Here is a 16,031-nt window from a genome sequence, read left to right as displayed (position 1 = left end):
TCGGCACCTTCGTCTTGCGCTGGCGCAGGCGGATGGTCTCGCCGTCGTGGGCCGCTCATTTCACAAGCGGAGATTCTGTTCCGGGGTCCATCGCCGACGGAGCTGAACCCCTCCGAGAACTTCCGCATGCGCATAGTTCCCGGGATGACTGTCGGTCATATTCCTCACTCTTGCATAAGTGTGAGGAACGGAAGCGTCCGTGGTTTTCCGGGGCTCTCCGGTGGAGCCTGCTATGCCGGTTGCCGGATCAGTGCATCTGAGTGAGTTTGATTTTTGGAGCAGGTTCGGCGCACAGGGCTGTCCCGATGGCCTGATTGCTTTCCGCATGCTTGTGCCAGCGCACAGCTGTTTCGATGTCCAGCGACGAGCGACGACCGCGATGGCCGCGCAAGAGCCCCTTGAAGCTTCGCAAAATTCCCATGCTCAATCCTCCTGCTATATGGCAGACCTGTCGTTAGCGTGGTTAATACCGTATTATTCATGCTCTATCAAAGGTCATATATCGCAGTTTCATCCCGCGATCGGACGAGGTTCCTGTAAGGCAAGTAAAGATTGATGGGGGACGCCAAGGTGACCTTCAGAATCCGGCTTGCAATGACTTGTCAGGAGGGGCGTAAACGATGGTACGATAACTGGCCTAAAAAGGGACAGTTATTCACAGTCATGAGTAAATACGGCTTTCAGTACCTGAATGTCGTAATTTTACAATTTGGCATGACGCTTCTTGAAGTAAATGTCCGGTGCGACCCGATGGGCTATCCAGAAATGGTTTAACCCTATCAGACTGATGGCAGCCAATTCCGATTGGCTGCCATTTTTTTCTGGATCGCCGGTCGGCACACGGTACCCGCTTGGAACCGCTGGATATATGTCTACCGGCAACTGGGAACTGGCCTCGGGCTGAGCGCTGTTGGGAAGTCATGCCGCACGCAAGCAGGCCGGTCGCTAGGGTAAGTCATCTCCATCCAGGGGCGGCTTGCCCAACGGCTTGAGCCGGGTGTCTTGGGACCCTGTTGAACTCAATTGATCCGGGAACTGGCGCAGGTTCAAAGAAAAACGATTGAAGATAGATGCTTAAACGAAGGTGCCAAGCTCTCGTCAGCCAATGGCCAGCCAAGGGCCGGAACTTTCGACTTGAGAAAAGTCCCGCGATATCAGTTGCGAATCGGATGGCGAGCCGCGACTTCAAGCCATGACTCGCCGGTTCTGTCATGGTAAATTAACCATGGCATGATCGTGGGTTTGTTTAGTGCGATCCGGCTCGACTCGTCGCACATCGCGGTCGAATTAACTGCGCAACCGGCGCTACTGCCATGCACGTTCATCTGCCAGAAAGGACGACCTGAACACGCACGAATGCCGTTCATGTGCTGCAGTCCTGTAGCACACCTTACTAAACCGGGGTGAACAGATTTCCGACAGCCGGAGATGCAATCACGGGGCCCGGCATGATTGAGTGCCGCAAACAAGCAGGGCCGGCTGATACAAATTGAAGGAGTAACGTAATGAGTGTCGTTTCGAAAAGTCCGAGGGCCATGTTGATGTTGGCCATGCTTAGCCTGCCGGCGACCGGCAGCTTCGCGCAGTCGCAGGATCCCTCGCAGGGCGATGTTCTGACGACTACCTATGACACCGGTGCTGCAGACACTTCGCAGATGACCGCAGGACCCGAGGTAGAGGGATTCATCTCGGCGCGCAGCGGCGACAAGATGCAGGTGACTTCTGCCGATGGCACCAAGACGGTCATCGTGATCAACGATGCCACCGTGATCAAGGCCACTGGCGGTTTCCTGGGCCTTGACAAGGATAAACTGGCAGCGACTTCGCTCGTCAATGGCCTGCCGGTCAGCGTGGAAACGCTGCAGTCGGGCTATGGTCTCGTGGCCAGCAAGATCGACCTGAAGAGCAAGGATCTCAAGACCGCGGCGATGATCCACAACGGCACCGACCAGCGCTTTGCCGAGCAGACTGCCGCTACCGACGCGCTGCGCAGCCGCATGGGTGACATCGACAAGTACAACATCAAGGGCACGACCAATGTGAACTTCGACACGGGCAAGTGGGCGCTTTCGCCGCAGGCGAAGGACGCACTGTGCGCCACGGCCGCCCAGGCCGAGGGCATGGATAATGCGCTGCTGCTGGTCGTGGGATACACGGACTCGACCGGTAACGAGGATTACAATCAGGTTCTCAGCGAGAAGCGCGCTGGCCGGGTCGTGAACTACCTGCAGCAGGCCTGCCACTGGAAGCCCTATCGCATGCTCACGCCCACCGGCATGTCGGAAGCCGATCCGCTGGCGAGCAACGACACTGTCGAGGGTAAGGCCCAGAACCGCCGCGTTGAGGTGAATATTCTGGTCAGCAAGGGCCTCGACGGTCTTTGAGATACGCGGGGTGGGCCTGGCCCACCCCGTTTCCATTCCGGGGCAAGTCCTCGCGGTTGGACGGTTCCGGGTTCTGCCAGCTTTAGGCCATGTAGCCGCGCCATTCGCTGAGATAGCCTTGGGCGCAGTCCGTCGCCGGGCCCATGCCTCACTGACTTTGCCAGTCCTGTTCTCCGATCCCGCCCGATCACAGGCGGCCCGCTTTAGCCGAGCGCCTGTTCCTTTTCGGCATAGAGGCGTTCCAGCTCGGCGCGGCTCTTCTTTTCCGCAGCAGTCTTGAGCTGGCCGCAAGCGGCATCGATGTCGCGGCCGCGCGGGGTGCGCACCGGCGCGGAGATGCCCGCCTCGAAGACGATGTTCGAGAATGACCGGATGCGTTCGGGTGTCGAGCACTCATAGGGAGCGCCCGGCCAGGGGTTGAACGGGATCAGGTTGACCTTGGCCGGCAGCCTGTAGTGCTTGAGCAGGCGGACCAGTTCGCGCGCGTCGTCGTCGCTGTCGTTCTTGTCCTTGAGCATGACGTACTCGAAGGTGATGCGCCGGGCGTTGGATGCGCCGGGATAGTCGGCGCAGGCCTGCAGCAATTCCTCGATGCCGAACTTCTTGTTGATCGGCACGATCTCATCGCGCACCTCCTTGGTCACGGCATGGAGCGAGACGGCGAGGTTTACGCCGATCTCCTCGCCGCAGAGCGCCATTTTCGGCACCACGCCCGAGGTCGACAGGGTGATGCGGCGCTTGGACAGGGCGAGGCCGTCACCGTCCATGACGAGCTTGAGCGCGTCGCGCACGTTGTCGAAATTGTAGAGCGGCTCGCCCATACCCATCATCACGATATTGGTGAGCAGGCGCCCGTCAGCCGAGTAGGTGCCTTCGTCCTCTTCCTCGTCGAGACCGGCCATCGTGGCGAGGCGGGTGTCGTTCGCGCCCTTGGGCCATTCGCCCAGTGAATCGCGCGCCAGCATGACTTGGCCGACGATCTCGCCGACAGTGAGGTTGCGCACGAGCCGCATGGTTCCGGTGTGGCAGAAGCGGCAGTTCAGGGTGCAGCCGACCTGCGAGGACACGCACAGCGTACCGCGGTCCGCGTCGGGAATGAAGACCATCTCGAAGTCGTGCCCGTCGGCGGTGCGCAGCAGCCACTTGCGCGTGCCGTCGCTGGAGTGCTGGGCCTCGACGATGTCGGGGCGGCCGATGACGAAACGCTCGGCCAGCCAGGGGCGCATGGTCTTGGCGATGTCGGTCATCGCCTCGAACTCGGTCACGCCGCGATGGTAGAGCCAGTGGAACACCTGCTTGGCGCGCAGCTTCGCGGCCTTGGCGTCCAGACCCGCCTGCTCGAACAGTTCGGCGATGCGCTTCTTGGGCAGGCCGATGAGATCGACACGGCCATCCTCGCGCGGGGTGACGTCACGCGGGACGGGCACGGGGTCTATGTGCCCCGGGATCGGCATGAGTTTCGTGTTTGACATGATTGGCGGCCATATAGTGCAAGGCGCGCCATTTCGGAAGGGTGCAGGATTCCGAGACATTCATGAAGCGCATGCAGGCGCCTGCGAACGCCGAATGTTCGCATTCGGTTCCCGCCGTCCGGCGCTTTGAAGAGGCATCTCGTCGATGTGGCGTTGCCAAGAAACATCAATGATTTCGTTGTCTTACGTTCATGAAACTCCTCTCGGCCCCTGGGCATTCCATCGGTCCAGGCAGGCGCAACCTGCCGTTGAAGAAGAATTGGAGTTACACATGAAGAAGATCCTTGTTTGTCTCGCCGCCGGCAGTGCCATCGCATCGGTTCCGGCCATGGCGCAGGACGTCGGTCCGGCCGAGCCCTTCGAGGGTTTCCACGTCGAAGGGCTCGCAGGCTATGACGTGAGCAAGGCCGGCAGCAGCATCGACGACGATTCCTCCATCGACAACGACCAGTCGATCGACGGCTTTCTCTATGGCGTGGGCGCCGGTTACGACTTCAAGATGGGCAACGTGGTTGTCGGTCCCGAAGCCGAAGTGACCTGGTCGACCGCCAAGACCAAGTTCGACAACGGCGACTTCGAAGGCTTCGGCATCGGCAACGTGAAGACCAACCGCGACCTCTACCTCGGTGCGCGCCTGGGCTACGTGGTGTCGCCCTCGACCATGGTCTATGCCAAGGGCGGCTACACCAACGCCAAGTTCGACGTTCGCAACGGCGACGGCACGGTCGTGACCAACCGCGATATCGATGCGGACGGCTGGCGTATCGGTGCGGGCATCGAGCAGGCGGTCAGCAACAACGTCTTCGCCAAGCTCGAGTACCGCTATTCGAACTACGAGAAGGGTGAGCTGGACTACACCGGCGACATCCCCGACGGTCAGCGTTTCGACCTCGACCTCGATCGTCACCAGGTCGTTGCGGGCGTCGGCGTCCGCTTCTGATCCTGCCCCGGGTTTGGAGAGAGGAGGGCGGGGGCGTCATGCTCCCGCCCTTTTTCCTGCCGGATCAGCGCAGCTGCGCGCAGCCGATCAGGGCTGCATCCATGGCAGAGGCGGCGCCGGCGAGCGGCCAGCTGTTGCCGAAGCGTCCGCCTTGGGCCCCTTGCGCACTGACGGACATCTTCGTGGCGGACCGCATCGCGGCTATGATCGCGGCATTGTCATTTTCGTCGCGCGGCCAGGCATCGCCGCCGCCGCCGATGAGGGCATAGCGCTTACCCCCGATACTCAGCGAAATGCGCGGGTTTTGCGCCATCTTGCGTGACAGCCGGAAGTGCAGCTGGTTGCGCGCGCCGCGGCGGGGCCAGGTGCCCACAGCGACATAGGGCTGATAATCGCGCCGCAATGCGCTCGGCTCGGCCATGGCGATTGCATAGCAGCGCGGCACCACCGGATCGCGAAAGGCGCCCCAGGTGCCGTATAGCCCAAGGCTCTCTCGCGCCGAAGCTGAGCCCCCGTAGGCGGCGAGCGTGGCGGCAATCAGGAGCGAGAAGACCGGACGAAGCGAATGAGGCATCGTCGGCGCTATAGGCTGACCGATGGGGCGAGGGAAAGTCCTCGGACGCACGGGCGCTCGATCGTGACCCCCGGGCAGGACGGGGCGCGGATCGAAGCCTTGGCATGCCACCGGGGCTACCAGGGCTCGAGGGCGAATTCGCCCCGCTGGTATTCCCCGATGCGCCGGGCGGTCGCGGGTGAAATGTCCGGCGGCAGGGCATCGGGCGAAAACCAGCCGATTTCGCGCACCTCGTTGGGGTCGGCGATGCGAGCGGCCTGCTCGGTGTGCACGGCCAAGATGACGATGTGATCGTCCTTGTGCTCGCGCGTATTGTGATAGATGCCGACCACGCGTTCCACAATGAGGTCGCTGAGGGCGATTTCCTCGACAAGTTCCCGGCGCAGCGCGACTTCGAAACTCTCGCCCTTCTTTGCGCCGCCACCCGGCAGGTGCCAGAAGTTGCCGTAGGTGTGGCGGACAAGCAGGAGCTGCCCGGAGCCGTTCCACACGATCGCCCGCACGCCAAGGGTTCGCGGCTTGAACAGGCGCCAGTACACCCGCGCGGCCTTGCCGATTATCCTGTGACGTAGAGCCATGCCGACCTCCGGCCTGCGCCGATTGCGATACTAGGGATACTCGATGGAGATCACTTCCCATTCCTTCTCGCCGGACGGGAGGCGCACGGTCTTGAGATCGCCGATCGCCGCACCGCGCAAGGCGCGCGAGAGCGGGGCGCTCCAGCCGATCCGGCCGGTACTGGCGTCCTGCTCGTCGTCGCCGACGATGGTGATGGTCTTGTGGCTGTCGTCCTCGTCCGCAATCGTGACGGTGGCGCCGAAGAAAACCCTGTCGCGCTCGGTCTGGCGTGAGGGATCGACCACCCGCAGCTTTTTCATGCGGCGCGCAAGGTGGCCCAGTTCGCGGTCGATTTCGCGCATGCGCTTGCGGCCGTAGAGGTAATCGCCGTTCTCCGAACGATCCCCGTTGCCCGCCGCCCACGAAACGATCTCGACGATCTCTGGCCGCTCGGTGCCGAGCAGGTGGTCATAGCGCGCGCGCAGCGCGGCCATTCCGGCAGGGGTGATCGGTGGTCCGGCTGGTTGCATAGACCGCTATCATTAAGCGAGGAACCGGGCCCAGGCCAAGCCTGCCGCCACACTTGTGAACCGCCGGGCACGGACCCGAGCGTGCGGGTCAGCCCGGCTTGCGCTTGCCCATCAGGTGGCTGAGCGGGGTCTGTCCCTTGTAGGGGGACTTTGCCGGATAGATCGTTTCGTAGACCACGGCATTTTCCAGCACGCGCTGGATGTAGTTCTTGGTCTCGTAGATCGGGATCTGCTCGATCCAGTCGATCCAGTCGATCGAGCCGGTGCGCGGATCGCCATTGGCGCGCAGCCACTTGTTCACGTTGCCGGGCCCGGCATTGTAGGCCCCCACGGCCAGCGGGGTCGAGCCGCCGTAGTAATCCATCATCCGCGCGAAATAGCCGTCGCCCAGGCGAATGTTGTAGCTGGGATCGCTGGTGAGCGAGGTCGGGTCGTAGCTCAGGCCCATCTTGCCGGCCTGTTCGCGCGCCGTGCCGGGCATGAGCTGCATGAGTCCACGCGCGCCGGCATGGCTCACGGCGTTCTGCGCGAACTGGCTTTCCTGCCGGGTAAGGGCGTGGACCATGGTCCAGTCTGTGCCCGGCGGATTGGGGATCAGCGGGAAGGCGATTTCGCCGAACTCGCCGAAGCCGTCGGCATGGGCGCTCTGCCCGAGGATGACGGCAAGGTCGCGCCGCCCGATTTCCTGGGCAAGCTCGGCGACGAGAACGTGGTCGGACGCCGTCTGCGCGGCATCCGAGATCTCGCGGAAGAACTGGACCGTGGTGCGCCAGTCACCGTCGCGCGCGACATCGCGCACGGCATCGGTGATCGGCTTTTTCATGAAGGCTTCGCGTTCGGCCTTGGTCGGGACGATGTGCGGCATCGTGTCGAGGTCGGGCAGGGGGCGGCCAAGCCGTTCGAGCGAAAGCTGACCGTAGAAATACTGCGGATAGGCGGCGGCCATCTCGAAATAGCGGTTGGCTCCGGCGGTATCGCCTGCCTTGGCCATGGCGCGCCCGGCCCAGTAGAAGCCCTTGGACCGAGTGCCCGGGGTCTGCGCCGCAGCGCCGTACCGGTAGAACAGCGGCGCCGCGCGGCGCGGATTGCCCAGATCCCACAGCGCCTTGGTTCCGCCCAGCCAGACGAGCGAGGTGTAATCGTCCCTCAGGCGATAGGAGAGCTGGCTGATGTCGGTGCCAGGAGCAAACGCGTCATCGATCGATTCGGCGATCTTCACCGCGCTTTCGGTGCCGGCCCCGCGCGCAGCGACCAGCAGTTCCTTTACCCACTTTTCCGGTTCGGGAACGGGTTCGGACAGCGGCGGGCGATTGGCCAGCAGGTTGATTTCCGAAGACATGCCGCCCGATTTGCGCGCCTGAACCGCCCGGTTGTAGACGTAGCCGGGATCGCGGCCGATGTTCGGGGGCAGGGTCAGGCCCAGGCTGCCCGGAGCCGAACCCTGGAGAAGGGACAGCCGTTCCATGAAGGCATTGCGGTTGGCCGAGGACACGAACGAGACCTGACGTTCCGCCTGCGACGTTTCTCCCTGCCAGAGCAGTTCGTTCATCCGTGCGTCGTGGTCGGCCGGGGTCAGGACGTTGCGGTAGAGTGTGAGCAGGCTCGTCTCGTCCATCGGATCGAGGGAGCCGGCGCGCCAGGCGGCGACGGCCTTTTCCCTGGCATCGGGACGGCGCAACCCGGCAAGCGCGGTGGCATAGCGTCCCGCGCCCTTGCTGGTGAGCGGGGGGAAGCGATCGAAGAAGGTGGCGACCGAGCGCGGCTCGGGCGAATCGCGCAGCACCGCCTGCTCTGCAAACCGGCGAATTTTCTCTTCCTGCGGGTAGCCAGGATAGGTCAGCAGGAAGCTGGAATACGTCGAGAAGCCGAGGTTGCCGTTGGCGACTAGGACCTTCCAGTTATCGATCGACTGGTGCACGCGCATGTCGTGATTCTGCATCGACCGCGCCCGCGCCAGGTCCCATTCGCGGCCATCGACACCCTTTTCCTGAGCCATCGCGGGAACGCTCATGAGCGCGGTCGAGGCAAGCAAGATGAGGGGAGATATTCGCTGCATGCTGGACATTTTGGGAAAAGGCTCCTTATCAGGCGCTGAACACGAAGTCCGTGCATCAGGTTCCCGGGATTCCGGGGCCGATTGCCGGACGATCAATGAACGTCAGTTGGGGTAAAGTCCATGTTCTCGGGGTCCATTCCTGCTCTTGTCACACCGTTTCGCGACGGGGCGTTCGACGAGCAGGCTTTCCGTCGCCTGGTCGACTGGCAGATCGAATGCGGCTCCTCCGCGCTCGTGCCATGCGGCACGACTGGCGAGAATTCGACGCTTTCCAACGCCGAGCACCACCGCGTCATCGAGGTCTGCATCGAGCAGGCGGCCGGGCGCGTGCCGATCATTGCCGGCTGCGGCAGTAACGATACGATGAATGCGCTTCTCCACATGAATTTTTCGAAGAAGTGCGGAGCCGCTGCCGCACTGGTGGTTGCGCCCTACTACAACAAGCCGAGCCAGGAGGGCCTGCTCGCCCATTTCAGCTATCTGGCTGAAAATGCTGAGCTGCCTATCGTGCTTTATAACGTGCCGGGCCGCACCGTGACCGACCTTCGCCCCGAGACCGTATGCGAACTGGCGCGCCGTTTCCCGGATACCTTTATCGGTATAAAGGATGCGAGCGGGGACCTCAGCCGCGTGACAGACCACCGCCGCGGCATCGGCAAGGAATTCGCGCAGCTTTGCGGCGACGACGAACTGGCGCTGCCGTTCAACGCAGCGGGCGGCGTCGGCTGCATTTCGGTGACGGCGAACGTCGCGCCCAAGCTCTGTGCCGAGTTCCAGGCTGCCTGCGCGGCCAACGACCTCGAGGAATCGCGCCGCCTCAACGACCTGCTCTATCCGCTGCACTATGCCATGTTCGAGGACAGCTCGCCGGGCCCATGCAAGTACGCACTGGCGCAGGTCCATGACTGGATCGAGAACGAACTGCGCCTGCCGCTCGTCCCCTGCAATGACAAGGCCCGCGCCGCGGTCGACGAAGCTCTGGTCCACGCCGGCCTGCTCTGACCCTTACAGTCCGGCGATCCGCTCGGTTCGGCGGACGGTCGTCAATTTGCCGGGTTGTGCTCCTGCACGAAGCGCATGGCGGCGCTCAGCATCTCCTTGCGGGTTTCGCTGCGCGAGAGCCAGTGATCCTCGCCGTCAAGCACGACCATCTCGTAAGGCTTGCCAGCGTCCTTGAGCGCGTCGGCCATGACTGCGCTCTGCTTGAACGGGACGACGGTATCGTCCTTGCCGTGGATCAGCTGGACCGGCGCATCGGCGTTGTCCGCGAATCGACGCGGCGAGATCTCTTCGTAGGACTTGCTGTCGCCCAGTTGTGCGCGAAGCGCCCGCCCGGTCATCCGCGAGCGGCCGCTTTCGGTCAGGTCGGTCTGGTACATCAGGTCGACATCGGACACGCCGGCAACCGAAACCGCACAGCGGTAGAATCCGTGCTGCAGCGTAACGCCTGCAAGCGCGGCATAGCCGCCGTAGCTGGCCCCCACGATGCAGGCGCGGCGTGGGTCGACAATCCCTTGCCGAACCAGTTCGGCCAGCCCGTCGGTGATGTCGGTCTGCATCTTGCGGCCCCATTGCCCGTCCCCGGCGTGGCGGAAGGCATCGTCGCGGTTGGTGGAGCCGCGAAAATTGGGCTGGAAAACTGCATAGCCGCGCGAGGCGAAGGCCTGCGCCCACCAGTCGAAGCCGATATCGTCCTGAGCCGAGGGTCCGCCGTGCGGAAGCATGATGACCGGAAGGTTCTTCGCTTCGCGGCCGGGAGGCAGGGTCAGGATGCCGTCCATCTCCAGTCCGTCTGCCGCGGTGTAGCTGACGCGCGAAATCGGGCCGACGTCGTCGGGGCCAATCGCCGGGCGTTCATCGCCGATTGGCAAGGCCTTGCGGGTGGCCAGATCGACCTTGAACCAGGTTCCGCTGTCGCGATTGCCTTCGGTGCGTACGAGGATCTTCGAAAAGTCGGGTGTCCAGTCCTTGAGGCTGATTCTGCGGCCTGGAAAGGCAGCGAAGATCTTGGCGAGCGTGCTGTTCACCTTTGGATCGGCCATTACCGCCTTGGGCTCGTCGCCGCGCTCGCGGTAGCCGAGCATGCGGCTGCTCGCCGGATCTACGTAAGTGCGAGAAACGGCAACGTCGGCGAGGATTTCCCGCGCCTGTCCGCCTGCCAGGGGAACCTCGAACCAGTGCGACGATCCATCTTCGTCTTCCGTTGCGTAAATGACCGTCGAACCGTCGTATCCGAACCACAGCAGGCTGACGTCGCCGGTGGCGCTGATCCCGCTTGCGATCACTTCGTTATTGGCATTCTCGATCTGCCAGGAGCCGTTGAAATCGGCGATGTCGAGTGTCGCCGCGACCTGACCCCGGGTGTCGACCAGCCAGTCTCTGTAGTGGTTTTCGGCAGGTGCGCTGGCCACTTGCCGCGCCCTGTTGGTGGGCAGGTCAACCGCATAGAGCAGTGCGCGTCCATGTTTGAAATAGGAGTTGCCCATAGAACGCCCCATGCCGATGCCACCGAAGTAGCCGACAGTCTTGCCGTTGATCCTGCGGATTCCGTAACTGCCCCGGGTCGTGTTGGCGATGGAGCTGGTTCCGGCGAAAACGAGTTCGGGCTTGGGGTTGCTGACAGAGAGGATGAGCGTCCCGGACAGTTCGTACTTACTCGCCGCGAAGTAGGGTCCGAGGCCGACGGTTGCGCTGTTGGTGATCAGGAGAATGTCGTCATCCGCCCAGTTCAGGCCCCTGATTTTGGCATCGCCGGTAGGCGCGTTGATCGTCGGGCGCCCCGTAGGATCGAAAGTCACGATCCGGCGCATACCAGCAATCCAGGCGATCGTGGCGAGGTTGCCGGAGGGCGAGATCGCGATATCCTCGACGCTGGGCAACTCTCCATAAGCCTCGAGCGGTGGCGGTGCGGCATCGGCAAGCGATGGAAGGGGCGCAGCAATCAGGCTCGCCGTGGCAAGAAGTATCTTTCGCACTTGTCTGAATTCCCCCGATATTCGCGATTCGGTATTTCGGGAAGGATGCCGCAAGGCAAGTCGGGCAGCCCGGCTTCTCCGTTTAAATCTTTGTAATGTGCATCCCGGCAGGACTTGCTGTGCGCGCCTTTCGGGACCTGTACTGAAGGCGCCGGGGAATTCGGCACAAGCGCGCTGCAATTCGTCCCGAAGGGGCGTTTCCTTTTCGCTTTTGAATCCCTACATGGCGCACCGACATGGCACGCCCGCAGCACAAGACATTCGACAAGAAGAAGAGCGTCGCGGAAAACCGCAAGGCCCGCTTCGACTATCACATTGAAGACACTTTCGAGGCCGGCATCGCGCTGACCGGCACGGAGGTGAAATCGCTGCGTTTCGGCGAGGGATCGATCGGCGAATCCTATGCCGAGATCAAGAACGGCGAATGCTGGCTGGTGAACTCCAACGTGCCCGAGTTCAGCCATGGGAATCGCTACAATCATGTGCCCAAGCGGCCGCGCAAGCTGCTGCTGCACGAGCGCGAGATCGCGCGCCTGCAGGGTGCGGTCGAGCGCAAGGGCATGACGCTGGTGCCGCTGTCGATCTACTTCAACAGCCGGGGGCGGGCGAAAGTCGAACTCGCGCTTGCCAAGGGCAAGAACGCCGCCGACAAGCGGCACACGATCAAGGAACGCGACTGGAAGCGCGAGCAGGGCAGGATCTTGCGGGACCACGGATGAGCGCGCTGCTGACCCGCCTGTCAGCCTGGCTCCATCGCCAGATGCCCACGCACGAGCAACTCGAGGCGAATCGGCTTACCGCTCCCATCTCGCGGCGACGCGAATTGTTCCGCTTTACCCGCCGCTCGGTCCCGCGCGGCGTTGCCGTCGGAATGTTCGTCGGCATCTTCGCGCTGATCCCCGGCGTGCAGATCGTGGGCGCTGCGTTGATGTGCGTGCCGGTTCGCGGCAACATTCCGCTGGCCGCCGCGGTTACCTTCATCAGCAATCCGTTCACGACGATCCTGATTATTCTGCCGCTGGCCGTAGCAATCGGAAACAGTTTCGGCTTTCACGCCGATGTCGAAACCGTGAACGCCATGGTCCGTTCAGGTGCGGGCGTGCACGAATGGTGGTCGTGGCTGCTTTCGGATACTGCGCCCGCCATCGTTATCGGATTGTTTGTGCAATCGGTGGTAGCGTCCGTCGTTAGCTATTTTGTCACTGTATGGTTCTGGCGTTTCTGGATAGGGCGCAAGCATCGTGCAAGGCTCAGGCGTTCTGGTCGGGATTTCGATTCGTGAGTGGCATTTTCCGTCGCATCTCCACTTCGCTGCACCGGCGCATGCCTTCGCGGGAGGATTTCGAGCGCAATCGCTGGATAGCGCCGATCGCCCACCGCGTGCTCAGCCCGGAACTGTGGCGTTATACCCGCCGCTCGGTGCCGCGCGGGGTGGCGCTTGGGCTTTTCGCCGGTTTCATCGTCCCTGTCGGGCAGATCTTCCTTGCCGCGTTCCTCGCGCTTCCAGCGCGCGCCAATGTGTCGATCGCCGCGCTCGTTACCTTCGTGACCAATCCTTTCACCTTGCCGTTCTGGGTGGTGGTCGCCAATCGGGTGGGTCGCTTCTTCCTGCATGTCGATCCCACGGGAGTGGCGTCCGCGGTCGGCAGCGGCATGGACCACAGCGGCTGGGATACGCTCGTCTGGTTCGCTCAGTCCGCGGGGTTCGCTGCCGTCGGCTTCATCGTGCTTGCCATCGTCGCTTCAGCGCTCGGCTATGTTCTTTCTGGCCTGATCTGGCGCAGCTGGATCGGCCGCAAGCACCGTGCCCGCCGCCTTCGCCACGCCCAGGCCCGTGCCGAGCGCGAGGCCCGCGCCCGCGAGGCCGGTGCGTCGCTTGAGGCGGCTGCGTGAAGCTGATCGACGAGGCCATGCGCCAGGGTCGCCAGACCGACTTCCTGGTGGTCGGCCTCGCGATGGCTTTCAGCGTGTTGCTGGTCGGTCTCGCCACTCAGGATTCGCTCGCCACTTCCGTCTATCTCGGCGCGATCGTTGCCTTGGCGGGGCTGGCCTGGTTGATCGTTCGCAACCGGCCTCAGGAGGCCGAGGCCGAGTTCGCCCAGCCTGACTGGTCGGTAACGGTCGCCGCGATCGACCGGCCGGACATGGCCATTGCCGTGACCGATCGCGCCGGACGGCTGACTTGCGCCAATGCCAGCTTCGAGGCGTGGTTCGGCACCGGTTACGCGCCGCCGCGCCTTCCGCTCGACGAACTTTCGCTTGAACGTCTTGCCGATGCCAGCCGCGCAGCCTGGCGCGACGGCGCCGCTTCGGCCGATGTGGCCGCCGGGCCCGAGTATCCCGGCGGAGCGCGGCAGTGGCGGATCGAAGTGCGCCGTTCCGGTCGCGGCGACGACTTTCTCGTCTGGCGCATCGCGCCGGTCAGTTCGGTGGACCTCATCGGCGATATCGTGACCCAGCTTGAGGGCAAGCTTGGCAAGGGCCTCGCCCGTGCCGGGATCGGCGCTGCCCTGGTCGAACCGGACGGCATGATCCGCGCCGCCAGCAAGGGTTTCGCGCTGCGCGCTGCCGGCGACGAGGCAATCGATCTCACCGGCGAGGATTTCGTCTCGCTGCTCAGCCAGGAGGAAGGCGAGCGCATCGGCTGGGCGCGCGACAATGGCCGCGGCAGCCCGCTGGTCCTCTATCACGTGCCAGTCGCCGATCCGGACTCGCCGGTCGAGCCAGACCCCAACACGACTCCTTCACTGATGTTGGTGATGGAGGCCGGACAGGGGATCGGCGCAGCGGGCGGCGGCGGGAATTCCGCGCCGCATCTGGAAGCCCTGCTCAGCCAGTTGCCTCTCGGCCTCGCCATGGCCGACCGTGACGGGCACCTCCTGTTCGCCAACCCCGCCTTCATGCGCGCGGCCGGACGCGAAGGGCAGGATCCGCCGACTTATCCCACCGACCTCGTCGTTCGCGAGGACAAGCGTGCGCTGTCCGAATCGATCCGCCGTTTCGCGCAAGGGCCCGCTGCCGCAGGCGACATCGCGATTCGCCTGACTGCGCAGCCCGACGATCCGGTCTCGCTCAGCCTTGCAGGTGTGCGTGGGCTGGGTGAGCCCGCGGTCCTGCTTGGCCTGACCGACACTTCGGAGGAAACCCGGCTCAAGCGGCAGGTCGCCCAGGCCACGAAGATGCAGGCGGTCGGCCAGTTGGCCGGCGGCGTCGCGCATGATTTCAACAATGTGCTGACCGCGATCCTGGGGACCTGCGACCTCATGCTGATGCGCCATACGCCGGGCGACTCGGACTATGACGACATCCAGCAGATCCGCGCCAATTCGAACCGTGCCGCATCGCTGACCCGCCAGCTGCTCGCCTTCTCGCGTCAGCAGACGCTGCGGCCCGAAGTGCTGCAGCTGCCCGACGTCGTTGCCGATGTGTCGCAGATGCTGCGCCGCCTGATCGGTGAGAAGATCGAGCTGGTCGTTTCGCACGACCGCGATCTCGGACCGGTGCGCGCCGACCCGACCCAGCTCGAGCAGGTCATCGTCAACCTCGCGGTCAACGCGCGCGATGCGATGCAGTCGTCCAGCGCCAAGAAGGGCGGTGACGGCTCGGGCGTCCTCACCCTCGCGACGCGCAAGGTGACCACGACCGACGTGCGCGCGATGCGCAGCGAGATCATCCCGGCGGGCGAGTACACCGCGCTCATCGTCGAGGATACCGGAGGCGGCATCGCGCCCGAGCATCTGGGCAAGATCTTCGAGCCGTTCTTCACCACCAAGGAGCAGGGCAAGGGCACCGGGTTGGGGCTTTCGACCGTTTACGGCATCGTCAAGCAGTCGGGCGGCTTCATCTTCGCCGAGAGCGAAGTGGGCAAGGGCACGCGCTTCATCGTCTACCTGCCGGTCTATCACGTTGCTCCGGGCACGACGCCGACTCCGTCGGTCAAGGAAGAGGCGCCCGTGCTGAGCCAGTGGGCCGGCGGCGGGCGCATCCTTCTGGTCGAGGACGAGGACCCGGTGCGCATGGTCGCCGAGCGCTCGCTCACGCGGCAGGGCTACGAAGTCACCAGCGCCCGCGACGGGGAAGAGGGGCTCGCGCTCGTGGAAGAGGGCGGCCAGTTCGATATCGTCGTTTCCGACGTCGTCATGCCTTCGCTCGACGGCCCGGCCATGGCGCGCGAAATCCGCAGGCTGCAGCCGAACCTGCCGGTACTGTTCATGTCGGGTTATGCCGAGGAACAGCTGCGCAAGGAGATCGGCCTGTCGAATGCCTGGTTCATGCCCAAGCCGTTCTCGGTCCAGCAGCTTTCCGAAAAAGTGGGCGAGGTCCTCGCGCGCACGGCCAAGTAAGGCCCGGCGCTCCCTAACGTGTTGATTTCCGGCCCGCTGTCCGCGCTGCGGTCCGGCGCCTTCTCGCGCTGCCTGCGCCTGCCGCAATTAAATTTGGGAAAACTCCCGTTGTTCCCCTCTTGTTCACGGAGAACAAACGCGATACATCGGGGTCCGCGACGTTGACCTTTCCGGTCAGGCCGGTAGCAAAGGGGAAGTG

15 protein-coding genes are annotated in these 16,031 nt (G+C 63.6%); 7 read left to right on the top strand and 8 right to left on the bottom strand.

The window, feature by feature from the left end:
- Positions 1-247: 247 nt before the first annotated feature.
- The gene (locus PP1Y_RS26055; RefSeq protein WP_158511869.1) at positions 248-421 is read right to left on the bottom strand and encodes a hypothetical protein; all 174 of its coding nucleotides are present in this window, start codon (positions 419-421) and stop codon (positions 248-250) included.
- A gap of 733 nt (positions 422-1,154) precedes the next feature.
- Positions 1,155-1,367, bottom strand: a complete 213-nt coding sequence (locus tag PP1Y_RS25880) for a hypothetical protein (protein ID WP_148275041.1) — start codon at positions 1,365-1,367, stop codon at positions 1,155-1,157.
- A 138-nt stretch (positions 1,368-1,505) separates the two neighbouring features.
- Between PP1Y_RS25880 and PP1Y_RS21385 the strand changes: the two genes are divergently transcribed.
- The gene (locus PP1Y_RS21385; RefSeq protein WP_013834060.1) at positions 1,506-2,384 is read left to right on the top strand and encodes an OmpA family protein; all 879 of its coding nucleotides are present in this window, start codon (positions 1,506-1,508) and stop codon (positions 2,382-2,384) included.
- 203 nt (positions 2,385-2,587) lie between these two features.
- On the opposite strand, the gene rlmN is transcribed toward PP1Y_RS21385, so the two are convergent.
- Positions 2,588-3,856, bottom strand: a complete 1,269-nt coding sequence (gene rlmN / locus PP1Y_RS21380) for a 23S rRNA (adenine(2503)-C(2))-methyltransferase RlmN (protein WP_013834059.1) — start codon at positions 3,854-3,856, stop codon at positions 2,588-2,590.
- Between the two features lie 271 nt (positions 3,857-4,127).
- On the opposite strand from rlmN, the gene PP1Y_RS21375 reads away from it, so the two are divergent.
- A complete protein-coding gene (locus tag PP1Y_RS21375) occupies positions 4,128-4,796 on the top strand; it encodes an outer membrane protein (protein ID WP_007014739.1) in 669 nt (222 codons plus the stop codon).
- A gap of 64 nt (positions 4,797-4,860) precedes the next feature.
- Here the strand turns inward: PP1Y_RS21375 and PP1Y_RS21370 are convergent, their stop codons facing one another.
- From PP1Y_RS21370 to PP1Y_RS21355, 4 genes are all read right to left on the bottom strand, one after another.
- On the bottom strand, positions 4,861-5,370 hold the full coding sequence (locus PP1Y_RS21370) for a hypothetical protein (protein WP_041559074.1): 510 nt from the start codon (positions 5,368-5,370) through the stop codon (positions 4,861-4,863).
- A 116-nt stretch (positions 5,371-5,486) separates the two neighbouring features.
- Complete coding sequence (locus tag PP1Y_RS21365; RefSeq protein WP_013834058.1) at positions 5,487-5,948, bottom strand: NUDIX domain-containing protein; 462 nt, start codon at positions 5,946-5,948, stop codon at positions 5,487-5,489.
- 30 nt (positions 5,949-5,978) lie between these two features.
- Complete coding sequence (gene greB, locus PP1Y_RS21360) at positions 5,979-6,458, bottom strand: transcription elongation factor GreB (protein ID WP_013834057.1); 480 nt, start codon at positions 6,456-6,458, stop codon at positions 5,979-5,981.
- An 88-nt stretch (positions 6,459-6,546) separates the two neighbouring features.
- On the bottom strand, positions 6,547-8,523 hold the full coding sequence (locus PP1Y_RS21355) for a lytic transglycosylase domain-containing protein (RefSeq protein WP_041559073.1): 1,977 nt from the start codon (positions 8,521-8,523) through the stop codon (positions 6,547-6,549).
- 111 nt (positions 8,524-8,634) lie between these two features.
- On the opposite strand from PP1Y_RS21355, the gene dapA reads away from it, so the two are divergent.
- Positions 8,635-9,516 carry a 4-hydroxy-tetrahydrodipicolinate synthase gene (gene dapA, locus PP1Y_RS21350; RefSeq protein ID WP_013834055.1) on the top strand — a complete coding sequence of 294 codons (882 nt, stop codon included), beginning with the start codon at positions 8,635-8,637 and terminating at the stop codon, positions 9,514-9,516.
- Positions 9,517-9,557: 41 nt separating this feature from the next.
- Here the strand turns inward: dapA and PP1Y_RS21345 are convergent, their stop codons facing one another.
- A complete protein-coding gene (locus PP1Y_RS21345) occupies positions 9,558-11,489 on the bottom strand; it encodes a S9 family peptidase (RefSeq protein ID WP_041559072.1) in 1,932 nt (643 codons plus the stop codon).
- 236 nt (positions 11,490-11,725) lie between these two features.
- Between PP1Y_RS21345 and smpB the strand changes: the two genes are divergently transcribed.
- From smpB to PP1Y_RS21325, 4 genes are read left to right on the top strand one after another with little or no spacing between them, the layout of a single operon-like run.
- On the top strand, positions 11,726-12,208 hold the full coding sequence (gene smpB / locus PP1Y_RS21340; RefSeq protein ID WP_007014746.1) for an SsrA-binding protein SmpB: 483 nt from the start codon (positions 11,726-11,728) through the stop codon (positions 12,206-12,208).
- Complete coding sequence (locus PP1Y_RS21335; RefSeq protein WP_013834053.1) at positions 12,205-12,771, top strand: DUF2062 domain-containing protein; 567 nt, start codon at positions 12,205-12,207, stop codon at positions 12,769-12,771. Before smpB ends, PP1Y_RS21335 begins: the two co-directional genes overlap by 4 nt.
- A 41-nt stretch (positions 12,772-12,812) precedes the next feature.
- On the top strand, positions 12,813-13,382 hold the full coding sequence (locus tag PP1Y_RS21330) for a DUF2062 domain-containing protein (RefSeq protein ID WP_013834052.1): 570 nt from the start codon (positions 12,813-12,815) through the stop codon (positions 13,380-13,382).
- 17 nt (positions 13,383-13,399) lie between these two features.
- Positions 13,400-15,832, top strand: a complete 2,433-nt coding sequence (locus tag PP1Y_RS21325) for a PAS domain-containing sensor histidine kinase (protein ID WP_013834051.1) — start codon at positions 13,400-13,402, stop codon at positions 15,830-15,832.
- Positions 15,833-16,031: the final 199 nt, after the last annotated feature.

The sequence above is a fragment of the Novosphingobium sp. PP1Y genome, from assembly GCF_000253255.1.
Classification (GTDB): Bacteria; Pseudomonadota; Alphaproteobacteria; order Sphingomonadales; family Sphingomonadaceae; genus Novosphingobium.
The sequence above is the reverse complement of the archived record's forward strand: the minus strand, read 5'-3'. Positions and strand labels throughout refer to the sequence as shown.